Below are 18,006 nucleotides of genomic sequence, written 5' to 3' on the forward strand. Positions count from 1 at the left end.
CGGCGGGCGGCCGGCCCCCGGGTGGACCGCGGATGAACGCGCCGCCCGGCGGGCGGTACGGGGAGGTACCGGTCGGCAGCGGGCGGTGAGGACCGGGCCGTGAGGACCGGGCCGCGAGAACCGGGCGACGAGCACCGGGCGACGAGCACCGGGCCGCGAGGACCGGAACGTGGTCCGCCTCCTGGTGGGCTCCGGCCGCCCGTGCTACACCGGCCGGGCCCGGCCCTCCCCCCTCCCCCACACCACCGTATGGGAGCCCTTCATGCGCCGCCCCGCCCGCCGCCCTCTCCCCTCCCGCCCCTTCCTCCCCCTCCGCCGCGCCGCCGCCCTGCTCGCGGCCGCCGCCACCGCCGCGGCCGCGCTCGTGGTCACCGCACCCGCCGCCCCCGTGGGCGCCGCGTCCGTCCTGCCCTCGCTGCCCGCGCCGAACGCCGCCGGGCTGACCCTGCGGACCTGGTCGGTGGCCGCGGGCCAGAGCGAACGCATGGGCGATGCCTCCGTGACCTCCGCCGCGGTCTTCGCCGCGCACGGCGGCGCCCCCTCGATCGATCCGGTCCAGGTGCCGGTGCGGGTACGCATCCTGCTGCCGGAGGACTACCAGCGGGACCCGGCGCACCCCTACCCCGTGCTGTACCTGCTGCACGGCGGCTCGGGCGACGTGGAGCAGTGGTCGAAGACCGACGAGGGCAATGTCACGGCGAACCTGAAGGACTCCGCCTTCAAGGGCATCGTCGTGATGCCGGAGGGCGGCAAGGCCGGCTGGTACAGCGACTGGCCCGGGCACACGGACGGCTTCTTCGCCCCGCAGTGGGAGACCTTCCACGTCCGGCAGCTGGTCCCGTGGATCGACGCCAACTTCAACACCGTGCGGGCGGCCTCCGGGCGAGCCGTCGCGGGCGTCTCGATGGGCGGCTACGGGGCCCTGCGCTACGCCGGCCGCCACCCGGAGCTGTTCTCCGCCGTCGGCGCCTTCTCGCCCGGCACGGACATCTACGACCCGGGCGCGCAGAGCATCATCGCCAACTCCACCTGGCAGGCCGGGGCTTCGATCCTGTGGACGGGCCTGTTCGACGGGAAGTTCCGGGTGACCGGCGACACCCCGTACCGGATGGCCACGGTCTTCGGCCCGCCGAGCACCTGGCCCGGGCAGAACCCGGTCAACCTGGCGCTCGACGGCAAGTACGCCTCGTACAGCGGGAAGACGGCCCTGTACGCGGGCGGCACGGGCGGTACGGGCGAGAAGGAGATCGGCGCGATGACCGCGGCGCTCCACCAGGACCTGAAGGACCGCGCGGTCACCCACCGCTACTGCCGGGGCCCGGGCGACCACGCGTGGCCCTACTGGGGCCCGGAGCTCAGAGACTTCGTGGCCTACGCCTACGGCCCCGCACCAACCCCGCAGGCCCCGGCCCCCTGCCCGAACGGCTGGGGGCCGGAGACTCCGTAGCCCGCTCCGGGCCGGCCGGCGGCGAGGCCGCCGCCGACCACCACGGGCTGCCGGATCAGTGCTCGAACGCGCCGTCCTGGAGATACTGCGGGCCCTGAGCTCCCTGCGCGTACTGCGCGCCCTGCTCCGCGGACACCTCGTGCAGCCCCTGCGGCGCGACGCTGCTGTGGTTGTCCGCGAAGGCCGGGCCCGCGCCCAGCCCGGCCAGGGCGAAGGCGGCGGTGGCGGCTATGGCGGCGGCTCTGATGTTCATACTGGTCCCCCCGGGTCCGGCCGGCCCCTGGTCGGGCCGGCTCGGGAACAGGCTGTCAGGACCGCCCGGAGTCCTGCAACAGCATCGGGGCGATCCGCTCAGCGCGCCCCGGCGCCGAGGTCCTCCAGGAGCGAGCGCCCCGCCGCGCGGTGCTCGGCGGCCGCGGTGGGGTCCGTGTCGTCCAGCAGGACCGCGATCCCCTCGTGGGCCAGCGCCTCCTCGTGCCGGTACCCGAGCCCGGGGGCCAGCTCCAGCGTCTGCCGGTGCAGGCTCAGGGCCTCCTCGGGGAGTCCCGCGAGCCGGCAGGTTTCGGCGTAGGCACCGAGGAAGCGGACCTTCCAGTGTTCCTCGAACAGCTCCTCCAGCAGCGCGAACGCCTCCCGGTGACTGGCCAGGGCCTCCTCGTACCGGCCCATCCGGCGCAGCCCGACGCCCAGGCAGTTGAGGGACCACGCCTCGTTGTTGACGTGCCCGTCCTCGCGAGCCAGGGCCAGCGCCCGGTGCAGGTGCTCCGACGCCTCCTCGGGCGACTCCGCGGCGATGGCCACGCCGAGGGTGATGCGGGCCGTCAGGGTGGGCGGCCACGCGGGGTCCGGGTGGGACACCTCCAGCACCTCCCGGGCCCGCCGCGCCGCCTCCTCGCGGTCGCCGAGCTGGAGCAGCGCCCAGGCCTCCGAGGCGGCCGAGTGGGCCGCGCCCGCCGGGAGGCCGGCTTCCCCGTACAGCTTCCCGGCCAGCCGGAAGAGTTCGAGCGGCTCCTCGGCGCTCCCCCGGTCCCAGCTCAGATAGCCGCGGCGCAGGGCCAGTTCGGCTTCCGAGCGGGTGTCCCCCGCCTGGACCACCCGTAGCGCGGCGGCCTCGTACGCGGCTGCCGCCTCGGCCATCCGACCCGCGTTGTAGCGCGCGAAGCCCAGGTCGCTGTACGCCTCCGCCAGGCGCAGCGGATCTCCCAGGCGTTCGGCGGCGGCCAGCGAGCGCTCGAAGAGGTGGTTGAGGTGGGTCGTGCCGCAGCGCCGTGCGAAGTACGCCCGCAGGAAGCGCGGCAGCTCGCACACGTGCGTGTCCGCCCCGACGGCGACCGCCGTCTCGAAGGCGGCGATCATCGTCTCGTACTCCGAGGTGAGCCAGGCGCAGGCCGCGTGCTTGTCGGCGAACCGCGGCAGTTCGGCCGGGGGGCGGCCCGCGGAGGGCGGCCGTCCCGGCGAGAGCACCGGCATCGCGGCGTCGGCCGCGGCGGCCGCGTGCACGAAGTAGTCGAGGAAGCGGCCCAGCGCACGCTCCCGCTCGGCCGGGGAGTCCTGCTGCGCGCACGCGCCTCGCGCGTGCTGGTGCACCAGGTCGTGCAGCCGGTAGCGGCCCGCCGTCGGCTGCTGCACCAGGTGCGCGTCGACCAGGTCCTCCAGCATCTCCCGGGCGCCGCGCAGCGGTACGTCCGCCAGGGCCGCGGCCGCGTACGCGTCGAAGGACCCGCCGGGCAGCAGGCCCAGCATCCGGAACAACCGGGCCTGCGCCCGGTCCAGTTGCCGTACGGACATGGCGAAGGCGGTGTCGAACTCGTTCGCGCCCTCCGCCAGCCGCTCCACGAGGATGCCCACCGTCCAGCCGGGCCGGTGCCGCAGCCGGGCCGCGGCCAGCCGCAGGGCCAGCGGCAGGTGGCCGCAGAGCCGCAACACCTCGGCGGCGGAATCCGGTTCGCGGGCGAGGCGCCCTTCGGGGCCGCCCGGGTCTCCGCTGGCCCGGGCGAGCAGCTCCGCGCTCTCCCGCGGGCTGAGCACGTCGAGCGAGACCGGGGGCACTTCGTCCAGGCCGAGCAGCCGGTTGCGGCTCGTGATCAGGACGACGGAGTCGCCGGCGCCGGGCAGCAGCGGGCGGACCTGCTCCGCGTCGGCCGCGTTGTCGACGACCACGAGGGCGCGCCGGCCCGCCAGTTCCGCGCGCCAGCAGGCCGCCAGCTGTTCGAGGCCCTCCTGCGGGACCCGCTCGGACGGCACGTCGAGCGCCCCGAGCAGCATCCGCAGCGCCGAGTCCGGATCGAGGGGGTCCCGGCCCTCGGTGAATCCGTGCAGGTCCACGTAGAGCTGGGCGTCCGGGTAGTCGGCGGCGAGCCGGTGCGCGGCGTGCACCGTCAGGCAGGTCTTGCCCACGCCCGCCATTCCGTCGACGGCGACGCCCCGGTGGCTGCCCACCGCGGCGAGTACCGCGGCGAGTTCGCCCTCGCGTCCGGTGAAGTCGGGTACGTCGCGCGGCAGATCGTTGCGGGGTCTCGACTGGACCTGGCGGCTGGTCTTCGGGGGCGCCGGCAGCGGGTTGGCGGACCCGATCTCCCAGAGGGGCCGCAGCGGGCGGGGATCGCGTTTGACCAGCCGGCAGAGGGCGACCACCGCGGACCAGGGCGGCGCGGTCTGGCCGCTGAGGTAGCGCGAGAGCGAGGAGGAGCTCAGTCCCGCGTCCTTCGCGAGGGCCCGTACGCCGAGCCCGGAAAGCTCCTGGAGCAGCCGCAGCCGTGCGGCCAGCTCTCCCTGTGGGTCGGCCCCGGCCGACCGCCGTTCCATGTCCACGGTTCCCCCCGTATCCCTGTCCCGCCGCGCCCGAATTATCCGGGGCCGCATATCCGCTGGTCAAGGATGTTCCGCCTGTCCCAGGGTGTCCCACCGTCATCGCCGCGGCGGGCCGGTGCGGCTGTTATGGAGTCACACCCCGAGGGGGAGCCGGAGAACCGGAGCCCCGGAGGACCTGACCTTCACAAGAGGAGCACACCGAGATGCAGTCCCGCATGCAGAACCCCGCCGTCCTCCTGCCCGGCGCCATGCAGCCCATCCAGGAGCTCTTCAAGGCCGTGCACTCCGGTGGAGTGGACGGGCAGACCCTGGAGCTGGTCCACCTGCGGGTGAGCCAGATCAACGGGTGCAGCTCCTGCGTCGACAGCGGCGCCAAGGCCGCCCGCAAGGCCGGGGTGAGCGAGGAGCGGCTGGCCACGGTCGCCGTCTGGCGCGAGACCCCGTACTTCACCGAGGAGGAGCGGGCGGCCCTGCTGCTGGCCGAGGCCGCGACCCGGCTGGCCGACCGTTCCGACGCGGTGAGCGACGAGGTCTGGGACACGGCCGCCACCTACTTCGACGAGATGCAGCTCGCCTCGCTCATCCTGATGGTCGGTGTGACGAACCTGTTCAACCGGCTCAACGCCACGACCCGCCAGATCGCCGGCGCGTGGTGACGCCGGGCGCGCACCGCACCGCTTCCCCCTCACGACGATCCATCCCCACACCCTTGCTCCCGGGAGGAAACCCGCCATGACGAACACCCGCCAGACCACGAAGAGCACGACCCCGGCCGCCGGCTCGTTCGAGGGGTTCACGGACGAGGAACGCGCCGCGATGAAGGATCACGCCAAGGAGCTGAAGGCGGCCGCGCGCCGCGGATCCCGCGCCGACAAGGCGGCGGAGGAGGAGGCCTCCGTCGTCGCGAAGATCGCCGAAATGCAGGACTCCGACCGGGTGATGGCGGAGCGGATCCACGCGATCGTCAAGGAGACCGCGCCCGGCCTCGCGCCGAAGCTCTGGTACGGGATGCCCGCGTACGCCCGGGACGGCAAGGTGGTCTGCTTCTTCCAGAGCGCGGAGAAGTTCAAGGCGCGCTACGCGACGCTCGGCTTCAGCGACCAGGCCCACCTCGACGCGGGCTCCATGTGGCCGACTTCCTGGGCCCTGACGCAGCTGACGGCCGCGGACGAGGCGTTGATCGGCACGCTCGTGAAGAACGCGGCACACTGAGACGAAGACCGCCGCCCGTCGACCGCCGCCCGCCGACGCAGTACCGAGGAGAACGATCGATCGTGCTCGAGCCCCATGTCCTCACGATCGGTTCGCAGTTCACGCCCGCCGCGCAGGCACCGTCGGACGCGCAGGCACCGTCGGACGCTTCACCGGTCGCGTCGACGGCCGTGTGGCTGGTCGACACCGACGACCGGGACGGCGCGGCGGCCCGGCTGGCCCCGGAGGTCCTGGACCCGGAGGAGCACCGGAGGGCGGCAGGGTTCAAGCACGAGGAGGACCGGCGCCGCTACGTCGCCTCCCACGTGGCGCTGCGGGTGCTGCTCGGGTCCTGGCTGGACCTCGCCCCGGGCCGGGTACGGATCACCCGTGCACCGTGCCCCTCGTGCGGCGGCCCCCACGGACGGCCGGTGGTGGCGGACGGGCCCGGCGGGCCCGGCGGACCCGTCCACTTCTCCCTGTCGCACAGCGACCGGCTCGCGCTGATCGCCCTGGGCCCGGTGCCGGTGGGAGCCGACGTGGAGGTGCTGCCCCCGGTCTCGGCCGTGGGCGAGCTCGCCGGGCAGCTGCACCCGAGGGAATCCGCGGAGCTGGAGGCCCTGGACCCGGCGGAACGGCTCGCGGCCTTCGGCCGCGTCTGGGTGCGCAAGGAGGCCTACCTCAAGGGCCTGGGCATCGGACTCGCCCGGGGCCTCGCCCTCGACTACGTGGGCGCCGGCGACACCCCGGCGGACGGTTTGCCGGGCTGGTCCCTGACGAACGTGGCCGTCCCGCCGGGCTTCACCGCGGCCGTGGCGGTGGCCGTGGCCGTGGCCGTGGCGGTCTGAACGGCGCGACCGGCGCGACCGGCGCGACCCGCGCGGACGGCTACCCGCCGCCCCGCCTCAGGAGGTCCAGTGCGGCCCGCAGGTCGGCGGCGGCCCGGGCGGTGAGGGGCGCGCGCGCCCGCGGGTCGTAGCCGCGGGGTGCGCCTTCGACGAGGACGATCAGGGCCAGGTAGGCGCGGTACATCGCGATCCGCAGGCGCTCGCCGGCCGTGAGCGGGGCCGGCCGGTAGCCGGACAGGAAGGCCGGGTCCCGGGTGATGTCCTCGAAGAGCGCGGTGGACACCAGGTCGGCGAGCGGATCACCCCAGAAGGACCGTTCGCCGTCGAGGATTCCGGTGATTTCCAGGCGCCCGTCCCGCTCGGCGAGCAGGATGTTGCCCTCCCACAGGTCGAAGTGGACCAGCGAGGGGGTCCTCACCTGGTCGAGGAGCCGGCCCCGGGCGCGGACGAGGCCGAGGACCTCGTCGGGGTGGACGGGCAGCGGGGAGCGGAACCGGCGGGCGTCCGCGCAGACGTCGGCCAGCATGCCCTCGAAGGCGGTCCGCCAGCTCGCGGCGGCGCCGGCCGGCGGATGCGCGTACGGGTAACCGAACGAGGAACCCCGCACCCGGTGGAGTCCGCGGACGAGGCGCCCGAGGTCGGTACGGAGCCTGGCCTGGTCCCCGGCGCCGATCCCTGGGCGCAGCTGCGCCCAGGGATCGCCCTCCAGGTGGGTCATCAGGAGGTAGTCGCCGTCGATCGCGCTCCGGTCGAAGCGCGTGCTCGTAGGTCATGAGGGGCGTGCCCGCGGGTGGCGCGACCTTGAGCACGGCCGGCTCCCCTCCCGCGCCCCGGTCCAGGGTGAGCAGGTGGACGGAGTTGAAGGTGCCGCCGGCCAGCTCCTGGCTGCCGAGCACCCGGGTGTCCGGCCCCCGGGCGTGCGCGACCGCGCGGGCGATCTGTTCGTCGGTCAGTGTCCGCTTCATCGCGCGCGTCCTCCGGTCACCGGGAGCTTCCGGCGCCAGATCCACCGGGGAGAGCGCTCTCCCAACGGCGGCAACCTAACGCTCACCCTCGGCCGGAGTCAAGGAACCGGACGCGATCAACTCCCCTACGGACAAACCTTCTTCCCCGGTAAGTCCCACGGGTTGCCGTACAGGCCGCAGGGGTTGGCAGGCCACCGAACCCGACCGGGCCCCGATTCACGGATGTTGCTCCAAGGCGTTCCCTCACGGAGTGGCCTGGGCTAACTTCTGACCTCAACTCCCCCACCCCCCTCCCACCCCACCCTTCCCAGCTCCGGGCGGATCGTCATGAGTCGTTCCATCGTGTTGCGCGATGTCAGCAAGAGATACGGGCGCAGCTCCCTCGCCGTCGAGCGCGTCTCCCTCACCGTCGAGCCGGGCGAGTTCCTGGTTCTGCTGGGGCCTTCGGGCTGCGGCAAGTCCACCGTCCTGCGGATGATCGCCGGACTGGAGGAGATCACCGAGGGCGCGCTGTACCTCGACGGCGAGTACGCCAACCACATACCGCCGAGCGAGCGGGACATCGCGATGGTGTTCCAGAGCTTCGCGCTGTATCCGAACATGACGGGCCGCGCCAACATCGGATTCCCGCTCAAGCTGCGCGATCCCCGCGGGGATCACGAGCCGCAAGTGGAGGCCACGGCCCGGATGCTGGGCATCGAGGACCTCCTCGACCGCTTCCCCGGCCAGCTCTCCGGCGGCGAGCGCCAGCGGGTGGCGATGGGCCGGGCCATCTCCCGGCGGCCGTCGGTGTTCCTGATGGACGAGCCGCTCTCCAGCCTGGACGCGAAGCTCCGCGGCCACCTGCGGGCCGAGATCGCCCGGCTGACCGCCGAACTCGGCGTCACCACGGTCTACGTCACGCACGACCAGTCCGAGGCCATGTCCCTCGGGCACCGGGTGGCGGTCATGCGGGGCGGTGTCCTCCAGCAGGTCAGCTCACCACGGGACACCTACGCCCTGCCGGCGAACGTGTTCGTCGCGGCCTTCATCGGCACCCCCCGGATCAGCCTGCTCCAGGCCGTCGTCCACGCGCCGCTGGGCGCGGGCATGTGGATCGATCTGGGACGCCACCGGCTCGCGCTCCCCCAACCCCTCAGCCCCGACCACCAGTTGCTCCGGATCCAGCAGGGCCGTCCGGTCATCGTCGGGCTACGTTCGGAGGCGGTCCGGATCGCACCGCCGAGCCAGGCACGGCCGGGCGAGGCGGCCATGACGGGCATCGTCGAGCACGTCGAGTACCAGGGACACGAGGCGCTGGTCCACGTGGACACGGGCTCGCGCCCCGCGGTGGTGGCGGAACTGGAGGCGGCGCGGCACCCGGCAGCCGCTCCCCGGCGAAGCCCCAGGCGGCAGCAGAGCGGCCTGGGCCGGCTCAGGACCCGGGCCGTGGAACGGCTGTCCGGGTCGGTGGCGGTCCTGGACGCACCGCCGGAATCCCCCCGGGGGCCCGAGGCGGACGCCGCCCCGGATCGGCTGGGGGCGGTGCGCAGCGACCTCGTGGTGCGCACGGGACCGCACGTCCGGGTGCGGGTGGGGGCGCAGATCCCGCTCCTGGTCGATCTCGCGCAGCTCTACGTCTTCGACCATGCGGGTCAACGGGTGTCCCCGGCCGGTGACGGGGTCGCCCCTCTGGAGAGGTAGCGCCCGGATACGGGCCGGCCCACCGCGCGGGCTGCGGGGTGGGCCGGGCGGTCAGTGTGCCGCCCGTTCCTGCAGCGTGGTCCGCCAGGCCGGGAGCGGCTCCTCGCGTTCGGGTTCCGTGCGGTGTCCGCCGCGGGCGAAGAAGTCGGCGAGGGGCAGGATTCCCGCGCCGACGGTGACGGCGTCTGGGCCGAAGGTTCCCAGGTCGATGCGGACGTTGGCCGCCGGATACGACAGGGCGTAGGAGGTGGCGTAGGACCGTACGGATTCCAGGAAGCGGGTGCCGAGCTGCAGGCCGGCCCAGCCGCCGACGAGGATCCGTTCGGGCTGGAAGAGGTTGATCAGGTCGGAGAATCCCGCGCCGAGGTATTCGGCGGTCTCCTCCAGGACGGCCAGGGCGGTCGTGTCGGCCCGGGGGGCGGCGCCGTCGGGGCCCGGCTCGGGGTAGGCGGCGGCGAGCATCGCGGTCAGCGCGGTCTCCTCGTCGGCGTCGGCCGGCGGGCGTCCGCCGGCCTCGGCCCAGCGTTCCAGGAGGGCTTCGGCCCCCGCGTACGCCTCCAGGCAGCCCTGGGCTCCGCAGCGGCAGCGGCGCCCGCGGACGCGCACGGTCAGGTGTCCCCACTCGATGGCGCGGCCGGTCCGGGTGTCGTCGCTGACCACGCAGGCGCCGACGCCGGAGCCGAAGAGCACGACGACGGCGTTGTGCGCCCCGCGTCCGGCGCCGAACCACATTTCGGCCTGGCCGAGGGTTTTGGCCCCGTTGTCGATGTAGTACGGGACGGTTTCGGGCAGCAGGTGGGAGTCGCGCAGCATCCGCTCCAGGGGGACCGCGTCCCAGCCGATGGTCTGGCCGTGGACGACGGCGCCGTCCTCGGTCCGCGCGACGATGCCGGGGACGCCGATGCCGACGCCGAGGAGCCGCTCGGGTGCGATGCCGGCCGTGCGCAGGACCTCGGCGATGCCCTCGCGGAGGTGTCGCACCACGACGGTGACCTCGTAGCGGTCGATGCGGCGGGGCCCGGCCGCCTCCAGGGGGCGCTCCACGCGTGCGAGTTCGGTCAGGGTCAGGTCGAAGAGCTCGATGCGGATGCGGGTCTCGCCGACGTCCACGCCGATCATGTAGCCGCTGTCGGGGCTGACGCGGAGCAGGGTCCGGGGGCGTCCGCCGGCCGACTCCACGCTCCCGGCTTCCTCGACCAGGCCGTCGGTGACCAGCTCCGCGACCACGTTGCTGATCGAGCCGGAGCTCAGCCCCGTGGCGGGGCCCAGAGAGAAGCGGCTCAGGGGGCCGTCGAAATACAACCGTTGCAGAACAGCGGTTCGGTTCTCCCGCCGCAGGTCACGCACTGTTCTGCCGCTACGTACTCGCACTCTGTCCCCTGTCATCGATGCCCGTACCTGCAAGATACCTGCGTGAACGCTCTTGACGAGTCCTTCGCTTGAGGTTTAACTCACATCCTAAATTAAGCCATGTGGTTTTGGGGGCGAACCGCGGAACGTCCGCCCCCCACCCCGCAGTCGGCATCCCGTTCCTTCCTGAAAGGCCCATGGAGCCATGCGCAGAATCAGAGTCGCAGCGGTCGGCGCCGTCACCCTCTCCCTCGCCCTCGGGGCGGCTGCCTGTGGTGGGGGCGGCTCCACCGGCGGGACCGGGTCCAACGAGCAGCCGAAGACGCTGACCTACTGGGCCTCCAACCAGGGATCGAGCCTGGAAGTCGACAAGCAGGTCCTCCAGCCGGAGCTCGACAAGTTCGAGAAGCAGACGGGCATCAAGGTCAAGCTCGAGGTCGTGCCGTGGGGCGACCTGCTCAACCGCATCCTGACCGCGACCACCTCCGGCCAGGGCCCCGACGTCCTGAACATCGGGAACACCTGGAGCGCCTCGCTCCAGGCCAGTGGCGCGCTGCTCCCGTGGGACGCCAAGAACTTCGAGAAGGTCGGCGGCAAGGACCGGTTCGTGGAGTCGGCGCTGGGCTCCACCGGCGTCCAGGGCCAGGACCCGGCGGCCGTCCCGCTGTACTCCATGGCCTACGCGCTCTACTACAACAAGAAGGCGTTCGCCGACGCCGGCGTCACCAAGCCCCCGACCACCTGGGACGAGCTGGTCTCCACCGGCAAGCAGCTGACCAAGGACGGCAAGGCCGGGTTCGGCGTCGAGGGCTCCAACCTGTCGAACAACATCCACCAGGTCTTCGTCCTGGGCAAGCAGCACGGTGCGGACTTCTTCACCGCCGACGGCAAGGCCGACTTCACCTCCGACGGTGCGGTCAAGGCCGTGAAGCAGTACGTCGATCTGATGGCCGACGCGCAGATCGTCGCCAAGGGCAACGCCGAGTACTCCCAGAACCAGTCACTGAGCGACTTCGCCAAGGGCAAGACCGCCATGGTGCTGTGGCAGACCGCGTCGGCCACGTTCGCCGCGCAGGGCATGAAGGAGGACGAGTGGGGCGTGGTCCCCGCGCCCGTCCAGTCCGGCGCGCCGGGTCAGGGCACCTCCACCAACTCCATGGTCGCCGGCATCAACATGGCCGTCTTCAAGAACACCAAGAACATCGACGGCGCCACGAAGTTCGTGAACTTCATGACCGGTGACGAGGAGCAGAAGATCCTCAACAAGGCCTACGGCTCCATCCCGCCGGTGAAGTCCGCGCAGGCGGACCCCGCGTTCAACACCCCCGGCCTGGCCGTCCTGCGCGACACCCTCGCGAAGAGCGCCGCCGCCCTCCCCCAGGTCGCCGAGGAGTCGCAGTTCGAGACGGTGGTGGGCACCGCGGTCAAGGAGCTCTTCGCCGACACGGCGGCCGGCCGCCCGGTGACGCTGGAGTCGGTGAAGGCCAAGCTCGAGAAGGCCCAGCAGCAGATGCCCAAGAAGTAGGCACGGATACCGGATACCTCATGACCACCACCGCACCCCCTCGTACGGGCAGGCGGACGGTACGGAAGAACCAGCCCGGAGCGGCGCCGCGCACCCGCCGCTCCGGGCGGCTCCGCCGGATCTCCCTGCCGTACCTGCTGCTGCTCCCCGCACTCGTCCTCGAGCTCCTGGTCCACCTGATCCCGATGGTCATCGGCATCGTGGTCAGCTTCAAGGAGCTCACCCAGTTCTACCTGCGCGACTGGGGCAACGCGCCCTGGTCCGGCCTGGACAACTACGCCCTGACCGTCGATCTCGACGCACCGGTCGGCCAGGCGCTGCTCAGCTCCTTCTTCACCACGTGCCTGTTCACCTTCTTCTCGGTGGGCCTGTGCTGGCTGATCGGCACGGCGGCCGCGATCTTCATGCAGGAGACGTTCAGGGGCCGGGGCATCCTGCGCACCATCTTCCTGGTGCCGTACGCACTGCCCGTCTACGCCGCCGTCATCACCTGGGCCTTCATGTTCCAGCGCGACAACGGCCTGGTGAACCACGTCATCCACGACCAGCTCGGCCTCACCGACAGCCCGCCGTTCTGGCTCATCGGCGACAACGCCTTCATCACCCTGCTGGTCGTCTCGGTCTGGAAGGGCTGGCCCTTCGCCTTCCTGATCATGATGGCCGGCCTGCAGAACATCCCCCGCGAGATCTACGAGGCCGCGGCCCTGGACGGGGCGGGCGTCTGGCAGCAGATCCGCCGCATCACGCTCCCCTCGCTGCGCCCGGTCAACCAGGTCCTGATCCTGGTGCTGTTCCTGTGGACGTTCAACGACTTCAACACGCCGTTCGTCCTGTTCGGAAAGTCGGCGCCGGAGTCGGCCGACCTCATCTCCATCCACATCTACCAGTCCTCGTTCCAGACCTGGAACTTCGGCACCGGCTCCGCGATGTCCGTCCTGCTGCTGCTGTTCCTGCTCGTGGTGACCGGCCTCTACCTCCTGTTCACCTCCCGAGGAAGGAGCGCCACCGATGCCTAAGCACACTCAGGCGGTGCAGTCCCGGTCGCCCATGGCGCCCCCCAAGTCGTTCCTCGCGAGCCGGCTGGTGTTCCTGACGCTCCTCACCGGCTTCGTCCTGCTCCCGGTGTACGTCATGATCTCCAGTTCGCTCAAGCCGCTGCAGGACGTGTCGGGGAAGTTCCAGTGGATCCCCTCGGGCCTGACCGTCCAGCCGTACTTCGACATCTGGAAGACCGTCCCCCTCGGCGACTACTTCATGAACTCGCTGATCGTGGCCGGTTCGGCGACCGTCTTCTCCGTCGTCATCGCGATCTTCGCGGCCTACGCCGTCAGCCGCTACTCCTTCCGGGGCAAGCGGGTCTTCACCGTCACGGTGCTGTCGACGCAGATGTTCCCCGGCATCCTCTTCCTGCTGCCGCTGTTCCTCATCTACGTCAACATCGGCAACGCCACCGGGATCGCACTGTTCGGCTCGCGCGCCGGGCTGATCCTCACCTACCTGACGTTCTCGCTGCCGTTCTCGATCTGGATGCTGATCGGGTACTTCGACTCGGTCCCCCGGGACCTCGACGAGGCCGCCAAGGTCGACGGCTGCGGCCCGCTCGGCGCCCTCTTCCGCGTCATCGTGCCCGCCGCGATCCCCGGCATCGTCGCCGTCGCCGTCTACGCCTTCATGACGGCCTGGGGCGAAGTGCTGTTCGCCTCGGTGATGACCAACGACGCGACCCGCACCCTCGCCGTGGGCCTGCAGGGCTACTCGACACAGAACGACGTGTACTGGAACCAGGTCATGGCCGCCTCGCTCGTCGTGAGCCTGCCCGTCGTCGGCGGCTTCCTCCTCCTCCAGCGCTACCTCGTGACCGGGCTGACCGCCGGCGCGGTCAAGTAGCCCCTCCTCCCCTGACCTTCGAAAGGTTTGCTGTGTCGGATTCCATTGACCTCGGCGCCTTCCCCCAGAACTTCGCCTGGGGCACGGCCACTTCCGCGTACCAGATAGAGGGAGCCGTCAAGGAGGACGGCCGCGGGCCGTCCATCTGGGACACGTTCTCCCATACCCCCGGAAAGATCGACAACGGGGACACCGGCGACGAGGCCTGCGACCACTACCACCGGTGGCCCGAGGACATCGCCCTCATGAAGCAGCTGGGCACCGACGCCTACCGCATGTCGATCGCCTGGCCGCGCATCGTCCCCGACGGCTCCGGACCGGTCAACGCCCGGGGCCTCGACTTCTACGACAAGGTGATCGACGGGCTCCTGGAGGCCGGCATCACCCCCTCGGTGACCCTCTACCACTGGGACCTCCCCCAGGCCCTGCAGGACCGCGGCGGCTGGACCGTCCGGGAGACAGCCGAACACCTGGCCACCTACACCTCCGCCGTCGCGGAACGGCTCGGCGACCGCGTCACCCAGTGGGCCACCCTCAACGAACCGCTCTGCTCGGGCTGGATCGGCCACCTGGAAGGCCGCATGGCCCCCGGCCTGACCGACCTGACCGCCGCCGTCCAGGCCTCGTACCACCTGCTGCTGGGCCACGGCCTGGCCGCCCAGGCCATCCGTGCCGCAGCACCCGGCGCGCAGATCGGCCTCGTCACCAACCACTCCACGGTGGTACCCGCCACGGACCGGCCCGAGGACATCGCCGCCGCCGTCCGCATGGACGGGCACACCAACCGCTGGTGGCTCGACCCCGTCTACGGACGCGGCTTCCCCACCGACATGCGGGAGCTGTACGGGGTGGAGCTGCCCGAGCGCCCCGGCGACCTGGACATCATCGCCGCACCCCTCGACTGGCACGGCCTGAACTACTACTTCCCCGCCACCGTCACCGACGACCCCGACGGGCCGGTCCCCTTCGCCCGCGAGGTCCGCCTCCCGGACGTGCCGCGCACCGGCCTGGACTGGCAGATCGACGCCAACGGCATCGAGTCCCTGCTGCTGCGCCTCACCAACGACTACGGCGTGCGGAAGCTCTACGTCACCGAGAACGGCTCCGCGTTCCCCGACACCGTCGGCCCCGACGGCGCGGTCGACGACCCCGGGCGCACCGCCTACCTCGAACAGCACCTGGCGGCCTGCGCCCGCGCCGTGCGCCAGGGCGCCCCGCTCGCCGGCTACTACGCCTGGTCCCTGCTGGACAACTTCGAGTGGGCCTACGGCTACGACAAGCGCTTCGGCCTCGTCCACGTCGACTACGCGACCCAGAAGCGCACGGTGAAGACCAGCGGCCGCCGCTACGCGGACATCGTCCGCAGCCACCGCGGGCTCCACGCGTAAGTCCGGCGGCCTGGCGGCCTGGCGGCCCGGCGGCCCGGCGGCCCGCCCACGGTCCCGGCCGGATTCCGTTCCCCGCCGGCACCGTCGACCGTCCTCGCCCCTCCCTCCGCCCCTCCCTCCAACCCCTCCCCCCGGCCCCTGCCCCGCCCCCTCGCCGCCCGCAGAACGCTCGGCCGGAACACCCGGCCGAGCCTGCGGCGGTGGGCCCGGGCGGACGGATGAAGCATCCGGAACTTCCCCTGCCATATGCCTACCGGCCTGCGCGTTCCGGTGCTTATGGTGTGGCTCCGGACCATCCCGGGCCCAGCACCCTCCCGGCTCCCCACGGGAGGGTTGCCGTGCGTCCGGGTTCGGCCCGGCCCCGTGCTCGCGCAGAACCCGACGAGCCCCCGGGCCATCAGGCCGTTCGCGGTGAACACCCCCGCCCGCGCGCCGGAATGCCCCCTCAGCAGCCGTGGCACGACCACCCCACGGCTGCTCACGGCTGCCCGCCGCTGCCCACCCGCAGCATGACCGGGGCGGCCCAACCCCTCACCGGACGACGGAATGTGACAGGTCGTGAGAGATCCGTCCGTCTCCACCTCGGAACTTAATGAAAGCTGAAAGAAAAGGCGTCACGCTCCTTGACCGGCCGATCGCGTTACGGGCAAGGTCTGGAGAGCGCTCTCCCGTTTCAGGTTCGTTAAAGGAGCACCAATGCCCACTGGCATACCTGTCGATGCGTTGCCCCGCGGACGACGGCCCGCCTCCCCCCGGAGGGGGATCGCCGGGGCGGTCACGACCGCTCTCTTCGGCAGCCTGCTCGCCCTGGCACCGGTGGCCCCCGCCGCCTCGGCCGAGCCGGCGCCGGTGTCCCAGGGCAAGGCGGTGACGGCCTCCAGCCAGGAGCACTACGGCACCCCGGCCACCGACGCCGTCGACGGCAACGACGGCTCGCGCTGGTCCAGCGCCGCCTCCGACGCCCAGTGGCTTCAGGTGGACCTCGGCGCCGCCACCGAGCTGAGCAAGGTCGTGCTGCAGTGGGAGGCCGCCTACGCCAAGGCGTACCGGATCGAGTTGTCGCTCAACGGCACCGACTGGTCCACGGCGCACTCCACGACCACCGGCGCCGGCGGCACCGAAACCGTGAACATCACCGGGACCGCCCGCTACGTCCGCATGCAGGGCGTCTCCAGGGCCACCGGCTACGGCTACTCGCTCTGGGAGTTCAAGGTGTTCGGCACCAGCGGCGGCGACGGGGGCGGGCCGACCCTGCCGGGCGGCGGCGACCTGGGCCCCAACGTGCACGTCATCGACCCCGCCACGCCCGGCATCCAGGACAAGCTGGACCAGGTGTTCCGCGAGCAGGAGTCGGCGCAGTTCGGCAGCGGCCGGCACGCCTTCCTGTTCAAGCCGGGCACGTACGACAACATCAACGCCCAGATCGGCTTCTACACCCAGATCGCCGGGCTCGGCCTGAACCCGGACGACACGACGTTCAACGGCGACGTGACCGTGGACGCCGGCTGGTTCGGCGGCAATGCCACCCAGAACTTCTGGCGCTCCGCGGAGAACCTCGCCGTCAAGCCCGTCAGCGGCACGAACCGCTGGGCGGTGTCCCAGGCGGCTTCCTTCCGCCGGATGCACGTCAAGGGCGATCTCAACCTCGCCCCCGCCGGGTACGGCTGGGCCAGTGGCGGCTACATCGCCGACAGCAAGGTCGACGGCACGGTCGGCCCGTACTCGCAGCAGCAGTGGTACACCCGCGACAGCGCCATCGGCGGCTGGACCAACGGCGTGTGGAACATGACCTTCTCCGGTGTCGAGGGCGCTCCGGCCAACTCCTTCCCGGAGCCCCGCTACACCACCCTCGACACCACTCCCGTCTCCCGCGAGAAGCCCTTCCTCTACCTGGACGGCAACGAGTACAAGGTCTTCGCACCGGCCAAGCGCACCAACGCCCGCGGCACCAGCTGGGCGGGCGGCGCGGCGCAGGGCGAGTCGGTCCCGCTGAGCAAGTTCTACGTGGTCAAGCCCGGAGCCACGGCCGCCACCATCAACAGCGCGCTCGCCCAGGGCCTGAACCTGTTGTTCACGCCCGGGATCTACCACGTCGACCGGACCATCAACGTCAACCGCCCCGGCACGATCGTGCTGGGCCTGGGCCTGGCGACCGTCATCCCGGACAACGGGGTGACCGCGATGAAGGTCGCCGACGTGGACGGGGTCAGGCTCGCCGGCTTCCTCATCGACGCCGGACCGGTCAACTCCCCGACCCTGCTGGAGGTCGGCCCGGCCGGTGCTTCGGCCGACCACTCCGCGAACCCGACGACCGTTCAGGACGTCTACATCCGCGTCGGCGGAGCGGGCGCCGGCAAGGCGACGACCAGCATGGTCGTCAACAGCGACGACACCATCGTCGACCACACCTGGGTGTGGCGCGCCGACCACGGCGAGGGCGTGGGCTGGGAGACCAACCGCGCCGACTACGGGGTGCGGGTGAACGGTGACGACGTCCTGGCCACGGGTCTGTTCGTCGAGCACTTCAACAAGTACGACGTGGAGTGGTACGGCGAGCGCGGAAAGACGGTCTTCTACCAGAACGAGAAGGCCTACGACGCCCCGAACCAGGCCGCCATCCAGAACGGCGCCACCAAGGGCTACGCCGCCTACCGGGTCGACGACTCGGTGACCACCCACGAGGCGTGGGGCCTGGGCAGCTACTGCAACTACAACGTGGACCCGAACATCCGCCAGGACCACGGCTTCAAGGCCCCCGTCAAGCCCGGAGTGAAGTTCCACAGCCTCCTGACGGTGTCGCTCGGCGGCAACGGCCACTACGAGCACGTCATCAACGACACCGGGGCGTCCACGGTCCCGGCCGGCACCTCGACGGTTCCCTCCACGGTGGTCTCCTTCCCCTGAGCCGCCC

14 protein-coding genes are annotated in these 18,006 nt (G+C 71.8%); 10 read left to right on the forward strand and 4 right to left on the reverse strand.

Annotated features, from left to right (window positions below; translation table 11 throughout):
- The first annotated feature begins 169 nt into the window (after positions 1-169).
- Complete coding sequence (locus tag AC3IX6_RS05840; protein WP_489369171.1) at positions 170-1,447, forward strand: alpha/beta hydrolase; 1,278 nt, start codon at positions 170-172, stop codon at positions 1,445-1,447.
- A gap of 55 nt (positions 1,448-1,502) precedes the next feature.
- Here the strand turns inward: AC3IX6_RS05840 and AC3IX6_RS05845 are convergent, their stop codons facing one another.
- Positions 1,503-1,700, reverse strand: a complete 198-nt coding sequence (locus tag AC3IX6_RS05845) for a hypothetical protein (protein WP_489369172.1) — start codon at positions 1,698-1,700, stop codon at positions 1,503-1,505.
- Positions 1,701-1,798: 98 nt separating this feature from the next.
- A complete protein-coding gene (locus tag AC3IX6_RS05850) occupies positions 1,799-4,252 on the reverse strand; it encodes a tetratricopeptide repeat protein (RefSeq protein ID WP_489369173.1) in 2,454 nt (817 codons plus the stop codon).
- Positions 4,253-4,461: 209 nt separating this feature from the next.
- Between AC3IX6_RS05850 and AC3IX6_RS05855 the strand changes: the two genes are divergently transcribed.
- The 3 genes from AC3IX6_RS05855 to AC3IX6_RS05865 all read left to right on the forward strand — a co-directional run bounded on the left by AC3IX6_RS05855 (position 4,462) and on the right by AC3IX6_RS05865 (position 6,297).
- A complete protein-coding gene (locus AC3IX6_RS05855) occupies positions 4,462-4,914 on the forward strand; it encodes a carboxymuconolactone decarboxylase family protein (RefSeq protein WP_489369174.1) in 453 nt (150 codons plus the stop codon).
- Between the two features lie 76 nt (positions 4,915-4,990).
- A complete protein-coding gene (locus tag AC3IX6_RS05860; RefSeq protein WP_489369175.1) occupies positions 4,991-5,470 on the forward strand; it encodes an iron chaperone in 480 nt (159 codons plus the stop codon).
- 62 nt (positions 5,471-5,532) lie between these two features.
- Complete coding sequence (locus AC3IX6_RS05865; RefSeq protein WP_489369176.1) at positions 5,533-6,297, forward strand: 4'-phosphopantetheinyl transferase family protein; 765 nt, start codon at positions 5,533-5,535, stop codon at positions 6,295-6,297.
- Positions 6,298-6,337: 40 nt separating this feature from the next.
- On the opposite strand, the gene AC3IX6_RS05870 is transcribed toward AC3IX6_RS05865, so the two are convergent.
- Entirely contained in the window at positions 6,338-7,036 is a 699-nt protein-coding gene (locus AC3IX6_RS05870; protein WP_489371349.1) for a phosphotransferase family protein, read from the reverse strand.
- Between the two features lie 553 nt (positions 7,037-7,589).
- On the opposite strand from AC3IX6_RS05870, the gene AC3IX6_RS05875 reads away from it, so the two are divergent.
- A complete protein-coding gene (locus AC3IX6_RS05875; RefSeq protein ID WP_489369177.1) occupies positions 7,590-8,945 on the forward strand; it encodes an ABC transporter ATP-binding protein in 1,356 nt (451 codons plus the stop codon).
- A gap of 51 nt (positions 8,946-8,996) precedes the next feature.
- Here the strand turns inward: AC3IX6_RS05875 and AC3IX6_RS05880 are convergent, their stop codons facing one another.
- Positions 8,997-10,316 (reverse strand): ROK family protein, encoded by a 1,320-nt coding sequence (locus tag AC3IX6_RS05880; RefSeq protein WP_489369178.1) that lies wholly within the window; start codon positions 10,314-10,316, stop codon positions 8,997-8,999.
- Positions 10,317-10,500: 184 nt separating this feature from the next.
- Between AC3IX6_RS05880 and AC3IX6_RS05885 the strand changes: the two genes are divergently transcribed.
- From AC3IX6_RS05885 to AC3IX6_RS05905, 5 genes are all read left to right on the forward strand, one after another.
- On the forward strand, positions 10,501-11,820 hold the full coding sequence (locus AC3IX6_RS05885) for an extracellular solute-binding protein (RefSeq protein WP_489369179.1): 1,320 nt from the start codon (positions 10,501-10,503) through the stop codon (positions 11,818-11,820).
- Positions 11,821-11,840: 20 nt separating this feature from the next.
- On the forward strand, positions 11,841-12,836 hold the full coding sequence (locus AC3IX6_RS05890; RefSeq protein WP_489369180.1) for a carbohydrate ABC transporter permease: 996 nt from the start codon (positions 11,841-11,843) through the stop codon (positions 12,834-12,836).
- Between the two features lie 31 nt (positions 12,837-12,867).
- Complete coding sequence (locus AC3IX6_RS05895) at positions 12,868-13,707, forward strand: carbohydrate ABC transporter permease (protein WP_382970814.1); 840 nt, start codon at positions 12,868-12,870, stop codon at positions 13,705-13,707.
- Between the two features lie 32 nt (positions 13,708-13,739).
- On the forward strand, positions 13,740-15,095 hold the full coding sequence (locus tag AC3IX6_RS05900; RefSeq protein WP_489369181.1) for a GH1 family beta-glucosidase: 1,356 nt from the start codon (positions 13,740-13,742) through the stop codon (positions 15,093-15,095).
- A gap of 696 nt (positions 15,096-15,791) precedes the next feature.
- Positions 15,792-17,999, forward strand: a complete 2,208-nt coding sequence (locus AC3IX6_RS05905; RefSeq protein WP_489369182.1) for a discoidin domain-containing protein — start codon at positions 15,792-15,794, stop codon at positions 17,997-17,999.
- Positions 18,000-18,006 lie beyond the last annotated feature (7 nt).

It is taken from the genome of Streptomyces sp. GL_141 (assembly GCF_057834385.1).

Bases quoted from the DNA above. Each gene is read 5' to 3' on its own strand.
- AC3IX6_RS05845 (WP_489369172.1), bottom strand. From the start codon at position 1,700: ATGAACATCAGAGCCGCCGCCATAGCCGCCACCGCCGCCTTCGCCCTG.
- AC3IX6_RS05850 (WP_489369173.1), bottom strand. From the start codon at position 4,252: ATGGAACGGCGGTCGGCCGGGGCCGACCCACAGGGAGAGCTGGCCGCA.
- AC3IX6_RS05855 (WP_489369174.1), top strand. From the start codon at position 4,462: ATGCAGTCCCGCATGCAGAACCCCGCCGTCCTCCTGCCCGGCGCCATG.
- AC3IX6_RS05860 (WP_489369175.1), top strand. From the start codon at position 4,991: ATGACGAACACCCGCCAGACCACGAAGAGCACGACCCCGGCCGCCGGC.
- AC3IX6_RS05875 (WP_489369177.1), top strand. From the start codon at position 7,590: ATGAGTCGTTCCATCGTGTTGCGCGATGTCAGCAAGAGATACGGGCGC.
- AC3IX6_RS05885 (WP_489369179.1), top strand. From the start codon at position 10,501: ATGCGCAGAATCAGAGTCGCAGCGGTCGGCGCCGTCACCCTCTCCCTC.
- AC3IX6_RS05890 (WP_489369180.1), top strand. From the start codon at position 11,841: ATGACCACCACCGCACCCCCTCGTACGGGCAGGCGGACGGTACGGAAG.
- AC3IX6_RS05895 (WP_382970814.1), top strand. From the start codon at position 12,868: ATGGCGCCCCCCAAGTCGTTCCTCGCGAGCCGGCTGGTGTTCCTGACG.
- AC3IX6_RS05905 (WP_489369182.1), top strand. From the start codon at position 15,792: ATGCCCACTGGCATACCTGTCGATGCGTTGCCCCGCGGACGACGGCCC.